This window comes from Streptomyces sp. NBC_00631 (assembly GCF_045206895.1).
In the GTDB taxonomy this organism is placed as follows: domain Bacteria; phylum Actinomycetota; class Actinomycetes; order Streptomycetales; family Streptomycetaceae; genus Streptomyces.
In genome coordinates this window covers 7,686,501-7,699,772 of record NZ_CP107734.1, presented here as the reverse complement: position 1 = coordinate 7,699,772, position 13,272 = coordinate 7,686,501, and the positions used below count along the sequence as shown (strand labels likewise).

12 protein-coding genes and 2 pseudogenes are annotated in these 13,272 nt (G+C 71.1%); 5 read left to right on the top strand and 9 right to left on the bottom strand.

All coding sequences use genetic code 11. The annotated features are described in order from the left end of the window. Position 1: 1 nt before the first annotated feature. Positions 2 to 571, top strand: coding sequence for a DUF742 domain-containing protein (locus OHB00_RS35485; RefSeq protein WP_406440957.1), 570 nt, complete (start codon positions 2 to 4; stop codon positions 569 to 571). After that, entirely contained in the window at positions 552 to 1,133 is a 582-nt protein-coding gene (locus tag OHB00_RS35480; protein WP_046729246.1) for an ATP/GTP-binding protein, read from the top strand. The genes OHB00_RS35485 and OHB00_RS35480 overlap by 20 nt, the downstream gene beginning before the upstream one ends. Positions 1,134 to 1,292: 159 nt before the next feature. Here OHB00_RS35480 and OHB00_RS35475 read toward each other — a convergent pair whose 3' ends face one another. Both OHB00_RS35475 and OHB00_RS35470 read right to left on the bottom strand, forming a co-directional pair. After that, positions 1,293 to 3,386, bottom strand: a complete 2,094-nt coding sequence (locus OHB00_RS35475; protein ID WP_406440955.1) for a protein kinase domain-containing protein — start codon at positions 3,384 to 3,386, stop codon at positions 1,293 to 1,295. A 92-nt stretch (positions 3,387 to 3,478) separates the two neighbouring features. Further along, positions 3,479 to 4,798, bottom strand: coding sequence for a hypothetical protein (locus tag OHB00_RS35470; protein WP_406440953.1), 1,320 nt, complete (start codon positions 4,796 to 4,798; stop codon positions 3,479 to 3,481). A gap of 218 nt (positions 4,799 to 5,016) precedes the next feature. On the opposite strand from OHB00_RS35470, the gene OHB00_RS35465 reads away from it, so the two are divergent. Further along, positions 5,017 to 6,117 carry an NlpC/P60 family protein gene (locus OHB00_RS35465; protein ID WP_406440951.1) on the top strand — a complete coding sequence of 367 codons (1,101 nt, stop codon included), beginning with the start codon at positions 5,017 to 5,019 and terminating at the stop codon, positions 6,115 to 6,117. A gap of 17 nt (positions 6,118 to 6,134) precedes the next feature. Further along, positions 6,135 to 6,869 (top strand): hypothetical protein, encoded by a 735-nt coding sequence (locus tag OHB00_RS35460; protein WP_406440950.1) that lies wholly within the window; start codon positions 6,135 to 6,137, stop codon positions 6,867 to 6,869. A 72-nt stretch (positions 6,870 to 6,941) separates the two neighbouring features. Here OHB00_RS35460 and OHB00_RS35455 read toward each other — a convergent pair whose 3' ends face one another. Further along, positions 6,942 to 7,139, bottom strand: coding sequence for an acyl-CoA carboxylase subunit epsilon (locus tag OHB00_RS35455; protein WP_089098553.1), 198 nt, complete (start codon positions 7,137 to 7,139; stop codon positions 6,942 to 6,944). 35 nt (positions 7,140 to 7,174) lie between these two features. Next, positions 7,175 to 8,770: an acyl-CoA carboxylase subunit beta gene (locus tag OHB00_RS35450; protein WP_406440948.1), complete on the bottom strand. Its 1,596-nt coding sequence runs from the start codon at positions 8,768 to 8,770 to the stop codon at positions 7,175 to 7,177. 454 nt (positions 8,771 to 9,224) lie between these two features. Here OHB00_RS35450 and OHB00_RS35445 point away from each other — a divergent pair, with 454 nt between their 5' ends. Further along, positions 9,225 to 9,821 (top strand): YceI family protein, encoded by a 597-nt coding sequence (locus tag OHB00_RS35445; RefSeq protein ID WP_406440946.1) that lies wholly within the window; start codon positions 9,225 to 9,227, stop codon positions 9,819 to 9,821. 126 nt (positions 9,822 to 9,947) lie between these two features. On the opposite strand, the gene OHB00_RS35440 is transcribed toward OHB00_RS35445, so the two are convergent. From OHB00_RS35440 to OHB00_RS35420, 5 genes and pseudogenes are all read right to left on the bottom strand, one after another. Then, positions 9,948 to 10,628 carry a DUF899 family protein gene (locus tag OHB00_RS35440; RefSeq protein ID WP_406446134.1) on the bottom strand — a complete coding sequence of 227 codons (681 nt, stop codon included), beginning with the start codon at positions 10,626 to 10,628 and terminating at the stop codon, positions 9,948 to 9,950. A gap of 93 nt (positions 10,629 to 10,721) precedes the next feature. Further along, a pseudogene (locus OHB00_RS35435) lies at positions 10,722 to 11,014 on the bottom strand (formylglycine-generating enzyme family protein); the annotation flags it as partial. Between the two features lie 153 nt (positions 11,015 to 11,167). Next, entirely contained in the window at positions 11,168 to 11,710 is a 543-nt protein-coding gene (locus OHB00_RS35430) for an MOSC domain-containing protein (protein WP_406440944.1), read from the bottom strand. Between the two features lie 143 nt (positions 11,711 to 11,853). Next, positions 11,854 to 11,979: pseudogene (locus tag OHB00_RS35425) on the bottom strand (ATP-binding protein); the annotation flags it as partial. A gap of 117 nt (positions 11,980 to 12,096) precedes the next feature. Beyond that, positions 12,097 to 13,236 carry an FUSC family protein gene (locus OHB00_RS35420; RefSeq protein WP_406440942.1) on the bottom strand — a complete coding sequence of 380 codons (1,140 nt, stop codon included), beginning with the start codon at positions 13,234 to 13,236 and terminating at the stop codon, positions 12,097 to 12,099. Between the last annotated feature and the right edge of the window lie 36 nt (positions 13,237 to 13,272).

Here is a 13,272-nt window from a genome sequence, read left to right as displayed (position 1 = left end):
AGTGGCAACACCCCCAGGCGGTTCTAATAACGGCAACTGGTCGTACGGGCCTGCGCAGGGCCAGGGCGACGGTTCCGGGAACCGGTACAACTTCCCCTCCGCGCCGAGCCATCGGCAGCCGTACGCGCCGCAGGGCCCCGGCCCGTCCCCGTACGACCAGCCGCCGGCGCCGCGCATCCAGCCGGTGCAGCCGCAGCGCCGCCCCGAGCCGTCGACGGCCTCGGGGTCGAACAACCCCTTGGTGCGTCCGTACGCCATGACCGGCGGCCGGACCCGCCCGCGGTACCAGCTCGCCATCGAGGCCCTGGTGCACACCACCGCGCAGCCGCACCAGATGCAGGGCCAGCTGCCCGAGCATCAGCGGATCTGCAACCTCTGCCGGGAGATCAAGTCGGTGGCCGAGATCTCGGCCCTCCTGACGATCCCTCTCGGCGTGGCCAGGATCCTCGTCGCCGACTTGGCGGAGGCGGGCCTGGTCGCCATCCATCAGCCCGGCGGCGACGAGAACGCCGGCGGCCAGCCAGACGTGACACTGCTCGAAAGGGTGCTCAGTGGACTTCGCAAGCTCTAGCGGCGGTCCTTCCCGCTCCACCACCTCCGCGAAGATCGTGGTGGCGGGCGGCTTCGGCGTGGGCAAGACCACGTTCGTCGGTGCCGTCTCGGAGATCAACCCGCTGCGCACAGAGGCCGTGATGACGTCCGCGTCTGCCGGCATCGACGACCTCACCCACACCGGGGACAAGACGACCACCACGGTCGCCATGGACTTCGGCCGCATCACCCTGGACCAGGACCTGATCCTGTACCTGTTCGGCACCCCCGGTCAGGACCGCTTCTGGTTCATGTGGGACGACCTGGTACGCGGCGCCATCGGCGCGATCGTCCTGGTCGACACCCGGCGTCTCGCCGACTGCTTCCCCGCGGTCGACTACTTCGAGAACTCGGGCCTGCCGTTCGTCATCGCCCTCAACGGCTTCGACGGCAACCAGCCCTACAACCCCGAAGAGGTCCGTGAGGCGCTGCAGATCGGGCCCGACACGCCGATCATCACGACGGATGCGAGGCATCGGGCCGATGCGAAGTCGGCGCTGATCACGCTGGTGGAGCACGCTCTCATGGCTCGGCTGCGTTAATTTCGGCCACTGGGCTGCCGCGACTGGTTGTACGCCGACTGCGGGTGGTTTGTGGTTGATCGCGCCCACGCGGCGGAGCCGCATATTGATACAGTCCCGCGCCCCTTCAAAGAAGGGGCGGTTCCCGGGCCCCTTCCTCGAAGGGGCCCTTGGTTTTTTTCAGGAGCAGTTCGCCGTCACCATGTCGGCGACCACTCCCCGGCCTCCGGTACGGCCCGTGTTGGTCAGGGTGAGGTCGATGGTGCCGGTGTGGAAGGGGAAGGCGCGGGTGGTGTACCAGCCGCCCGCGTCGTAGGTGTGCTGGTCGAAGGTGAAGGCGTACCTGTAGTCGGCCTGGCCCTCGACGGTGCTGTCCACGTCGTAGACCTTGTAGTGGGCCGTGGTGGCCCAGGTGCCCGTCGCCACGTGGATGCGGAAGCTGCACGCGTCGACCTTGGTGCCGGGGGTGAAGACCCAGTCGGCGTTGGCGGTCCAGCCGTCGTCGTTGTCGTTGTAGAGGTTGATGTACTCGGCCGCGTCGCAGCCGTGCAGGTAGGCGCCGCCCTTGGTCTGCTTCCATTCGCCGTCCTTGGCGTAGAAGCTGGTCTCCGCCGCACCGGGGGAGGCGCAGTGGGTGCCCGCGTAGCCGGTCCAGGTGACCGTCGGGGTCTGGCTGGTGCCGCCGTCCGGAGCGCTCGGGGAGGGCGACGGTGTACGCGTACCGGCGGCGCCCTGGCCCGAAAGGGCGGCTCCGGAGGCCGAGCGGCCGGGAGTGGCCGAGCGCCGGGCGCCGGGTGACGGCGTGCCGGACGGGCTCACGGCGGCCGGGGCCGAGAGCGAGGCCGTGGGACCGCCGGTCTCCGGTGGGGTGATGGTGAGCGTGGAGCTTCCGGAGCGGCCGGCGGTCAGGGCCACGGCGACGGCGATACCGGTGGCGAGGACGAGCGGTACGGCGGTGAGCCGGACGCGGACCACGGTACGGCGGGTGGCGGCCCTGGTGAGGGTGTCGTCGACCTCCTTCCGGCGGGCGGCCAGCCGGGAGGCGGCGGCCGTGGGCAGCCAGGCCGACTCCTCAGGACGGTCCGCCCCGCACAGCGCGACGATCTCCTCGGGTGTCGGGCGGCGCCCGGGATCCTTGTGCAGGCAACGCCCGATGAGCTCCCGCAGCCGGTCGTCACCGCAGTCGAGGGCGGCGGGGTCGGGATCGGCGTGCGCGATGCGGTACAGCACCTCACCGCTGGTGCCGTCGCCGAACGGCGGGACGCCGGTGGCCGCGTAGGCGAGCACACAGCCCAGGGCGAACACGTCGGCGGCCGCGGTGACCTCCCGCCCGTCGGCCTGCTCGGGCGCCATGAACGGCACCGTGCCCACGCGGACGCCGGTCCGGGTCAGGCGGGCGGCGTCCGCGGCGCGGGCCACCCCGAAGTCGACGACCTTCGGGCCGGCGTCGTCCAGGACGACGTTGCCGGGCGTCAGGTCGCGGTGCAGCACCCCGGCGCCGTGGATGGCTGCCAGGGCCTCGGCGATTCCCGCGGCCAGGCCCAGCACGACGGCGGCGGGCAGCGGGCCGGCCGACCGCACGGCCTCCGCCACGGTCGGACCGGGCAGGTACTCGGTGGCCAGCCAGGGCCGTTCGGCCTCCGTGTCGGCCTCCAGCACGGCCGCGGTGTACGGCCCCGACACCAGGCGGGCCGCCGCCACCTCCGCGGTGAAGCGCTCCCGGAAGTGCGGGTCCTCGGCCAGGTCCACCCGCACCACCTTCACGGCGACCGGCCGACCGGCGCGGGACACCCCCAGGTACACCACCCCCATCGAACCGGCCCCCAACCGCCCCAGCAGCCGGTACGGGCCGGCCTTCGCGGGGTCGGAGGGCGAGAGGGGCGTGAGAGCGACGGGCGGGGCGGAGGCGGGGTTCGAGGCGGGGGCGGGTGCCGGGACTTCCGGTCCGGCTTCCGATCCTGCTTCCGGGGCGTCCGGCGTACCGGCGTCCAGGAGCGCCGGGTCCTGGCCGCGCAGCCGGGTGTCCAGTTCCCGCCAGCGCTCCTGCCAGCGCCGCACGTCACCGCCGCAGGCGGTCACGAACGCCGCGGTGACCTCCCACGAGGGCAGCCGGCGCCCGGCCGCGGCGTCCGACAGGGCGGAGGAGGAGTAACGGGCGCGGGCCGCCAGTTCCCGGTAGGTGGGCGAGCCGGGCGCCTGCGCCCGCAGCTCCCGCAGTCCCTCGGCGAAGTCCTTCAAGGGACCGTCCGGAACCGGAGCTTCCCGTCTGCCCATCGCGCCGCCCCTCAGCCCCACGGGTACCACCGCCCGGTCATATTAGTGCCCGACCGGTGTCGTAGCCGTCGTGATCCGGCCATGACGGGCGGTCAGCCGCCGGTGCCGGCGGTCGCGGCGACCTCGTGCAGGACGGCGCGGTCGGCGTCGGTGATGTCGCTGGTGAACACCAGGATGAGGACGGGGTGTTCGGCGACGGCGGCCTTCAGGTCGTCGGCCAGGTTGTCGCCGGTGTCGCCCGTGGCGCCGCGCATCTCGGCGATCACAGGCGTCTGACCCCACGGCGCGGACAGGGTGCGGCCGGGGACGACGCCGTTGTCCTGGAGCCAGATGCCCTTGGCCACCGCGTAGTCGACGATCTTGCCCTCGTCGTATCCGTCGGTGCCGCCGATGAACGTCTTGTCCGGCATCAGCGCCAGCGGGGTGCGGTGGAAGACGCTCGTGTAGGTGGTGATGGTGTGCTGGGCGTACCCCCACCACAGTTCGTCGGTGTAGCCGATCGCCTGCCACAGCGCGAGCAGGTCCGGGTTCTTCTCGCTGTCGGCCTTGCTCTCCCCGCCGACGCCGATCGAGATGTCCACGGCGGAGACGGCGGCGTCACCGTCGTAGCGGGCCGCGAAGGCGGCCAGAAACGTGTCCAGGTCGCTCTCGAAGGTCTGGTTCCAGTACTCCGGCATGACCGCGCCGTCCTGCTCGGTCACCGACTTCACGCCCTGGGCGTAGACCCAGCCGGGGGTGCCGTGCGCGGAGTCCGCGGCGGTGTCCCACTTCGCCCAGCCGGCCGCCGAGACGCGCAGGACGACCTTCTTGCCCGCGGCCACCCAGGGCTTCATGTCCTGGTCGATGAGGTTCCAGCAGTACTGGCCCTGCCGCGGCTCCAGTTGGGCCCAGTAGTAGACGAGGGAGCGTCCGGCCACGTCCGGGTCGGTGGCGAGGTCGGAGGTGTTGCCGCCGCTGAACGCGTAGATGCCGTGGAAGGAGGCAGCGGCCGACGTCGACACGGAGGGCGTGACGGATGCGGCGACGGGCGGCGTGACGGATGCGGCGTCCGAGGGTGTGGCCGGTTCGATGTCCGGGCTGGTCAAGGGGCTTGCCGAGGACGTTCCCGTCGTCGGCGCCGACGACGTGCCGCAGGCCGCCGATGCCGTGCCGGAGCCGGAGCCGGAGCTGGGGCCGGAGCCGGAGCCGGAGTCGGAGCCGGAGTCGGAGCCGGAGTCGGAGTCGCTGGTCGGTGTCGCCGAGCCGGCGGACGGGACGGATGAGGCGGCCGTGTCGGCGATCCGGGCCGCGTGCGGGGCGCCTGCGGGGTCCGGCAGCGCGTAGAGCGCCGCTCCGGTCAGTACCGCCGCCAGGGTTCCGGCGCCGTACGTGACGACCCTGCGGAACGCGGGCGGCAGATGCGAGCTCTGCATGGGGACCTCTCTTCGTCGCGGTGTCCTGCTTCCAGTCCACGCAGGTGCTCGCCGGTCAACCAGCCCTGTTTGTTGACCAGTTGACTGCGGACGCCGGCCGCCCCACCCGGCCTCGTTCGCCGCCAATCGGTCAACAAAAACCGCTGGTGCGTCAATGCGCCGGGCCGTCAAGTGGAGTCATCGCCCCTTCCTCTCCCCCGCTCTCCGGGAGCTTCGCCATGACCACCGTCCGTCTGACCCGCGTCCCTCTCCTCGCCGTCCTCCTGGCCCTCGTCCTCGCCCTGACCGGCGCCTCCCCGGCGGCGCACGGCACCGCTACGAGGAGCGCGCACGGCACGCACGCGCCCACCGCCACCCATATCGCCGCCAGACGTACTCCACACCCTGCCGCGAAACGGCGCTCGCCCGCCCCACGCGCCCCCCGCACCGCCCTGTTGCGCCCCGGAGACACCCTGTGGGGCCTGGCCCACCGGTACGGCACCACGGTCGCCGCCCTGCAACGCGCCAACCACCTGGGCAGCTCCACCCTGATCCGGGCCGGCGACCGCCTGACGATCCCCGCGCAGGGCGCCGGAAGCGGTGACCGGCCGAAGGCGCACACCGCCCCGGCCCCGGCAGCACCGGCCCCGGCGGGCAGCGTCGCGGTGGCGTTCGCCCGTGACCGGCTCGGCACCCCGTACCGCTGGGGCGGCACGGGGAACGGCGGTTACGACTGCTCGGGGCTGGTCCAGGCCGCCTGGGACGCGGCGGGTGTCCGGCTGCCGCGCACGGCCGCCGCCCAGGCCAGCGCCGGCTCCCGTACGAGCCGTGCCGAACTCCGGCCGGGGGACCTGATCTTCACCGCCTCCTTCGGCCACGTCCAGCTGTACGCGGGCGACGGCCGGGTCATCGAGGCCGCCCACACCGGCACCCGGGTCCGGTACGCGCCCCTGCCGGCCGCGGCCGCCGTCGACGCGTACGTCCGCGTCCACGCCCCGGCCGGTACGCCGGCCGCCCGCACCACCGCGACAGCGGCCTCCGCCACGGCACCCACGGGCGGCTCCGCCCGCCGCGCCGCGGTCGCCGTCTTCGGCGGCCAGTACGGCTGCGCCGCCGGGATCATCACCCGCGAGTCCGGCTGGCGTACCACCGCCACCAATCCCGCGTCCGGCGCCTACGGCCTCGCGCAGGCCGTGCCCGGTTCGAAGATGGCCCGCTACGGCGGTGACTGGCGCACGGATCCCACCACCCAGCTGCGCTGGATGCGCTCCTACGTCACCGCCCGCTACGGCAGCGCCTGCGCCGCCTGGGCCTTCTGGCAGACGCACCACTGGTACTGACAACCCAAGGAGAAACCATGTTCGACTTCCTGTCCCGGCGTCCGTCCTTCCTGTCCAGGCGCCCCTCCCTGCGCGTCACCGCCGCCCTCCTCACCGCCACGGCGATCGTCGGCACCGGCGTCGGCCTCAGGACTTCCGGCGCCCTGCCCGAGCTCACCGGTCACCGCGCCGCCACCGCGAAGATCAGCTCCGTGGCAGACGCCGTCGTCTGCCAGCCCGGCGTCGGGGTCAACCCGGTGGTCGGCACGGGCACTGTCAGCGTCACCGGCGGACAGCCCAACTGCTCGCAGGGGTCGGGGAGTTCCGCCGGCGCGCCCGTTGGCGACACCACCGTGCGGGCATGCTGGCTGGCGACGGCGAACGAGGAGGCGTTCAAGGAGTTCATGAAGAACTGGATCAGCAACAACAGCCAGCGCTGGTCGGGCGAGCTGCAGAACGCGGGCGTGGACCCCGAGACCGCGACGCCCAGCAGCCCGCGCGTGGACAAGGCGTTCACCAAGATGGAGCAGTCGTTCTACGACTCGGGCAGCGCCTTCGCCCAGGCACTGGCCGGCGTGGCGCAGAACGACAACGACTTCGTCTCCAGCTGCACGCCCAGTGACGACAGCTCGGAGCCCAACTGGATGGACGAGGCATTCGGCAAGGCGTACGACCTGGAGAACGAGACTCCGTGGTGGCTGGAGCAGGCCGAGCAGGCCCTGGTCCAGGCGGTCGCCCAGACGGCCTGCGACAACGCCGGCGGCAACTGCTGACGGTGAGTCGCTGAAACGCCGTCGGCCCCTCACCCGGAAGTGAGGGGCCGACGGTCGTGCGTGCTCGAACGCTCAGTGCCAGCTGTGCGGGGCGCGGAAGCCGTTCTCGCGCTCCAGGCGGCGCCAGCCGGCCTTGGCACGGCCTCGGTGGGTCTGCTCGGTGTCGGCGGTCGGCCGGGCGGCCGCGCGGGCCAGGAGGACCGCCGTGATGGCGGCGACTTCCTCCGGGTCGGCATTGCCCTTCTCGACGCGGATGTCAGGCACGTTCATGGGTGTCAGTCTCCGTGAGAGAGGTTTCCGCAGGATTACTGCGGGGGGTTGCCGTGCTTACGGGACGGCAGGTCGGCGTGCTTGGTCTGCAGCATCGCCAGGGACTTGGCGAGCACCTCGCGGGTCTCGGCCGGGTCGATGACGTCGTCGACCAGGCCGCGCTCGGCCGCGTAGTAGGGGTGCATGAGCTCGGCCTTGTACTCCTTGACCATCTTCTGCCGCATGGCCTCGGGGTCCTCGGCCGCACCGATCTGCCGACGGAAGATCACGTTGGCCGCTCCCTCGGCGCCCATGACCGCGATCTCGTTCGTCGGCCAGGCGTACGTCAGGTCGGCACCGATCGACTGGGAGTCCATCACGATGTAGGCACCTCCGTACGCCTTGCGCAGGATCAGGGAGATCCGGGGCACGGTCGCGTTGCAGTAGGCGTAGAGGAGCTTCGCGCCGTGGCGGATGATCCCGCCGTGCTCCTGGTCGACACCGGGGAGGAAGCCCGGTACGTCCAGGAATGTGACGATCGGAACATTGAAAGCGTCACACATCTGAACGAAGCGCGCAGCTTTTTCACTCGCCTCGATGTCCAGGACGCCTGCCAGCACCTGCGGTTGGTTGGCGACGATGCCCACCACCTGGCCGTCGATCCGGGCCAGCGCGCAGATGATGTTCCGCGCCCAGCGCTCGTGGACCTCCAGGTACTCGCCGTCGTCGACGATCTCCTCGATGACCTTGGCCATGTCGTACGGCCGGTTGCCGTCGGCCGGGACCAGGTCGAGGAGGACGTCGCTGCGGCGGTCGAGCGGGTCCGTCGACTCCACCCGGGGCGGGTTCTCGCGGTTGTTCTGCGGGAGCAGGGAGAGGAGGTAGCGGACCTCCGCGATGCAGGTCTCCTCGTCGTCGTACGCGAAGTGGCAGACGCCGGAGGTCTCCGCGTGGACGTCGGCGCCGCCGAGCCCGTTCTGGGTGATCTCCTCGCCGGTGACCGCCTTGACGACGTCCGGGCCGGTGATGAACATCTGCGAGGTCTCACGGACCATGAAGACGAAGTCGGTGAGGGCGGGGCTGTAGGCCGCGCCGCCCGCACAGGGACCGAGCATCACGCTGATCTGCGGGATGACCCCGGACGCCTTGGTGTTGCGCTGGAAGATGCCGCCGTAGCCGGCGAGGGCGCTGACGCCCTCCTGGATACGGGCACCGGCGCCGTCGTTCAGCGAGACCAGCGGGGCACCGGCCGCGATGGCCATGTCCATGATCTTGTGGATCTTGGTGGCGTGGGCCTCGCCCAGGGCGCCGCCGAAGATCCGGAAGTCGTGCGCGTAGACGAAGACCGTACGGCCGTCGACCGTGCCCCAGCCGGTGATGACACCGTCGGTGTACGGCTTCTTGGCCTCCAGGCCGAAACCGACCGCGCGGTGCCGGCGCAGCTGCTCGACCTCCTGGAAGGAACCCGGGTCCAGGAGCAGCTCGATGCGCTCCCGGGCCGTCAGCTTGCCCTTGGCGTGCTGCGCCTCGGTCGCCTTCTCGCCGGGGCCCGCCACAGCCACCGCACGGATCTCGTGCAGCTCGGCGACCCGCCCGCGCGCGTCCGTCGGCTCACCGGTGGGCTCGCCCGTCGTCTCTTCCAAAACGGTCATGTAGTGACCTTACGAAGGACACCAAGGAATGCGAGACGTCGACTCCGTACAGTCTCCGACGCGTTTTCCTGGAAGCACTGAACAGAACCAGAACCGCATGCAGCCGTTCCGACTGCTCAGGGGGCGTCGCCGTTGTAGGGGTGCCACAAAGGCGGGAGCTGAGACCCGCCTCACATTCACCGACGGTCCATACCACCCGCGGAGTGACACAGGACTCCGGACGGCGGTTCACCCACACAGAGCCTAGCCGCTTCCCAGCGGGTCCCGCCGCCATGACGGACGACGCGACGTTACGCTGCGTAATGACCGCGACACGCGGACGGATGATGTTGAAGGTTGAATGGAATAGGTCTACGGTGTCTTTCGTTGAGTTCGTTGAACGTTAAACATCAAGGCCGCGCCTTCCGCGTCCCACCGCTTCGAAGCCGCGACCCCGTCCCCCAAGGAGCACGTCATGGGCATCTTCGGCCGCAAGAACGACGAGACGACCGCCACCGGCGCGACCGCCGACACCGCCGCGCTGACCGGCGACTACACGATCGACCCCGCGCACAGCACGCTCGGCTTCGTGGCCCGCCACGCGATGGTCACCAACGTCAAGGGCAGCTTCCAGGAGTTCGAGGGCGCCCTGCACCTGGACGGCGCGGACCCGTCGAAGTCCACGGCCTCGCTGGACATCAAGATGGACAGCATCACCACCGGCAGCCCCGACCGCGACGGTCACCTGAAGTCGGCGGACTTCTTCAAGATCGACGAGTTCCCGACGATGACGTTCCGCTCCACCGAGGCGGAGGCGCTCGGCGGCGAGGACTACCGCATCACCGGCGACCTCACGATCCTCGGTGTCACCAGGCCGGTCACCATCGACCTGGAGTTCAACGGCGCCGCCAAGGACCCGTTCGGCAACGAGCGCGTCGGTTTCGAGGGCAAGGCCGAGATCAAGCGCTCCGACTGGGGCGTCACCTGGAACGCGGCGCTGGAGACGGGCGGCGTCCTCGTCTCCGACAAGATCAAGCTGAACTTCGACATCTCGGCGATCAAGAACGCGTGAGCCCGCGGCGCCGGACCGCCGACCGCTCTGATCACGGCCGCTGACCGCCCGCCTTCCACTCCCCTGAGGGCGGGCGCTCGGTCATGCCCGCGGCCGGCAGGACAGCCTGGCCGGAGCGGCCGCCGGCTAGTCGATGGTCGGGTACCAGTCCCCTCGCCCCGGCGGAGTCAGGTCGAGCAGGTGCCAGACGGGCGTCAGCAGGTCGATGCCGCGCTCCTGGATGTCGTCGGCCATGCGCGGATGGGCGGAGTAGGTGTGCCGGACCGTGCCGTCGCCGTCGCGAACGAAGACGGAGACCGTGGAGTCCTGTGCGCCGTCCTCGTCCTCGCTGCCCAGGTCGTACTTGAACGTGCTGTCACCACAGCTGAGCAGCCGCAGCCGGTGCCAGCCGCGGCCGCGGGCGTATGTCCGGAGGGTGGGCGGGTCGGCGGCCGCGGCGATGACGAGGTCCGCGTTGCGGGCCACGTGGTGAGCGATGCCGTTGTAGCCGTCGATCCACAGGGTGCACATCGGGCAGGGGCTGGTCTGCAGCTTGCCGTACATGAAGTGATACACGATCAGCGGGCGTTCGGGGGCGGTGAACAGTTCGCTCAGTACGGCCTCCCGGACCGGTGTGTCACCGGCGTCGAGGTCGGAGGGGCCTTCGAGGAAGACGTAGTCGTCGACGGGTGGGCCCTGCGGGAGCGCCCGGCGCCGAGCCGCGACCTCCTCGCGGTGCCGCATGAGCTCGACCTCGGCCAGCCGCAGTTCCTCACGGGCGGCGAGATAGTCCTCGGACTCCCCGGCCAGCCTGGTCTGCCGCACCATGGCGTCCTCCTCGGGCAGGCGTCCCCCGTGGCGGTCCTTCGAGTCTAGGACGGCGGCCTCGGTCACTCCCGTCGTGAGGCGCGGGAGGCACCCGTCGGAATTCCCCTGGTACCAGGCGACCTCGTCGAGCCGGCCGCACCGCGGGCCGGCAGTGCCGGCCCGGCAGGCGTGCCCCCCATTCGGCCTCGGTCGGCAACCGGCACCCGTCTGCGGAGGTGTCCCACTCGGCCGTCTCGGCGTCGACGCACAGGTGATCCGCGGGGCGTCAGCCCCTCACGCCGGGACAGGGCGTTACAGAACTGGACCGCATCCCACCAGGAATCGCCCTCGACCGGCAGCCGCTCACCCTGGGCGCTGCTCGGCCGTCGGCCCGTGGCTCGTTCGTACCCCCTGTCCCGAGGGGACCGCAACCATCCCGTTTCCTGCCCCCGCATCCGCAACAGGCCACCCTGGCGGCGCCTTCCCACCGCTCTGCCGATCTTTCCGAGCGGCGGTGGAGCCAGATCGACTTCGCGCCAGGTGAGCCGTTGCCCAGATGGTCAGACCCGGTCCAGGGGGCGGTGCGGACCGGTGGGAAGTTCCATTTCGATCGTGTCGCCAGGGCGCACCACGCCGCCTTCCCTCACGATGCTCATGATTCCGGCTTTGCGCACGATGTTCCCCGCTTCGTCGCGGCCGACGACCTGCTTCAGCAGCCCGTCCCGGAAGTTGTCGATCTGCAGGCAGGGATTGCGGAGGCCGGTGACTTCCAGGACTGCCGAGTCGCCGATGCGCAGCACTGTGCCGACCGGCAGACCGAGCAGATCGATACCGCGCGTGGTGATGTTCTCGCCGAGGTCGCCGGGAGCCACCTTGAAGCCTTCTTCGCCGACCTCGGCGAACAGCTCTTCGTGAATGAGGTGGACCTGGCGCAGATTCGGCTGGGTGGGATCCTGCGCGACGCGCGAGCGGTGCTTGACCGTCACACCGGCGTGAACGTCCCCCTCCACACCAAGCCCGGTGAGCAGTCTGACGCTGTCCCGGTTCGGCTTGGTGAACGAATACTCCCCGTTGCTGCTGACCGCCGTCACTCTCCCGCTCATGCCTCGCAACCCCCTCGTCGGCAACCATGACCAGCCACGAGCCTAGCCCTCGCCCGCAAGGCACAGCATCCACGATCAATCGCGGGTGGGGCCATAAGCGCCCTCCACCGCGAACTCGCACCACCACGCTGACCACCAGCAGGCCCCGGCCCGCAAGGGACGCCGTGGATCAACGCGTTGGTGGCCAGTTCGCTCACGCAGAGCAGTACGTCGTCGGCGCGCGGGCCGACTTCCACCACCGGAAACAGGCGCGGCTCACGCAGCAGCAGTTCGCCGAGCTCGCGGACCTGCACGACACCGGAGTTCGAGCGGAGCTTCGGTGGGAGCTCGCGTGCCGACGGGAGGTCACCGGGCGCCGGCGCGGGTGGATCGGGCTGTCGGTCGACTCACGCGCCCTGTGGCGGCTCGGTCTGCACCCGGATCAACCGTCCTCCGTCGTCAACGGGCCCTCCCCGCCGGCCTGGTGGCATGCCGCCGGCCTGGGTCACGCCAACGCCGGCCTTGCGGCGTTTCGGTACCGGCAGCAGCCACCAGGCCGACGCCACCGACAGGATCGCGCCCACCGCGATGCCCTCCAGACGGGTGGGGAGGAGGTGGAGGGCGTTCTGGCCGAAGTAGCCGAGGAGGAGGGAGAGGGCGCAGGTCACGCCGGCGGCCCAGTAGCCGTAGCTCAGGGGGCGTAGCCAGAGGGCGATCGCGAGGATCGTGAACATCAGGGCCACCGCGGTGTGGCCGGTGAAACCTGCCGCCGCCACGCCAGTGGCCAGGAGCGTGCCCACGCAGGCGCCGGCCAGGCGCTCGATTCCCTTGCGCAGTACGTCGGTTCGCCCGCGGTTGCCGCTCGCCGCGACGTAGGCGGTCAGCACGACCCAGGGCCAGTGGTCGTCGAAGAGCAGGTGGCCGAGGGCGAAGGCGGTGGCGATCCCGGCGGCCATCTGGAGGGCCATGCGGGTGCTGGGGCGGGGGTGGAGACGGGAGCGGCGTGGGGGCGGGTCGGGGGCCGGGGATGCGCGCCAGGGGCCGTAGCGGTCGGCCAGGCCCTGCACCAGCCAGACCGAGCAGCACGCCAGCACCCCGATCAGCGCCGACCAGCCCCAGGTCACCAGCCCGCTCTGTGCCCGGGCCGGCAGTGCGGGGCCGGGGACCACGAGCAGGGCCACCAGGGGGAGGGCGATCAGCGTGCCCACCTTGGTGGCGACCGGGCCGTACCGGCGGATCCAGATGGCCAGCGCCATTCCTGCCGTGTAGACGGCCGCGCCCGCCGCGTAGTCGGAGGCGAGCAGTCGGCCGACGAAGATCGAGGCGGCGGCTGTCACGGGCAGCAGCACCAGGGAGGTCAGCCGTCGGCGGGTGTCGGCGGTGCGGTGGCTCGTGGCGAGGGTCAGGGTGAGGGCGACCGCGAGGACCAGCACATCGGTGTGCAGCCCCGCGGCCCCCTCCAGCGCCAGCGCGGCTCCCCAGGAGAGCAGCACGGCCGTCATCGTCAGCCCGGCTTCGTACGCATTGCGTATGAGTTTGGCGGTCACAAGCCGAGGATACGGGCACGGAACGGCGGCAGGTAG

Bases quoted from the DNA above. Each gene is read 5' to 3' on its own strand.
- OHB00_RS35455 (WP_089098553.1), bottom strand. From the start codon at position 7,139: ATGAACGTGCCTGACATCCGCGTCGAGAAGGGCAATGCCGACCCGGAG.
- OHB00_RS35430 (WP_406440944.1), bottom strand. From the start codon at position 11,710: ATGAGCGGGAGAGTGACGGCGGTCAGCAGCAACGGGGAGTATTCGTTC.
- OHB00_RS35445 (WP_406440946.1), top strand. From the start codon at position 9,225: ATGGGCATCTTCGGCCGCAAGAACGACGAGACGACCGCCACCGGCGCG.
- OHB00_RS35470 (WP_406440953.1), bottom strand. From the start codon at position 4,798: ATGCAGAGCTCGCATCTGCCGCCCGCGTTCCGCAGGGTCGTCACGTAC.
- OHB00_RS35465 (WP_406440951.1), top strand. From the start codon at position 5,017: ATGACCACCGTCCGTCTGACCCGCGTCCCTCTCCTCGCCGTCCTCCTG.
- OHB00_RS35475 (WP_406440955.1), bottom strand. From the start codon at position 3,386: ATGGGCAGACGGGAAGCTCCGGTTCCGGACGGTCCCTTGAAGGACTTC.
- OHB00_RS35440 (WP_406446134.1), bottom strand. From the start codon at position 10,628: ATGGTGCGGCAGACCAGGCTGGCCGGGGAGTCCGAGGACTATCTCGCC.
- OHB00_RS35460 (WP_406440950.1), top strand. From the start codon at position 6,135: ATGTTCGACTTCCTGTCCCGGCGTCCGTCCTTCCTGTCCAGGCGCCCC.
- OHB00_RS35450 (WP_406440948.1), bottom strand. From the start codon at position 8,770: ATGACCGTTTTGGAAGAGACGACGGGCGAGCCCACCGGTGAGCCGACG.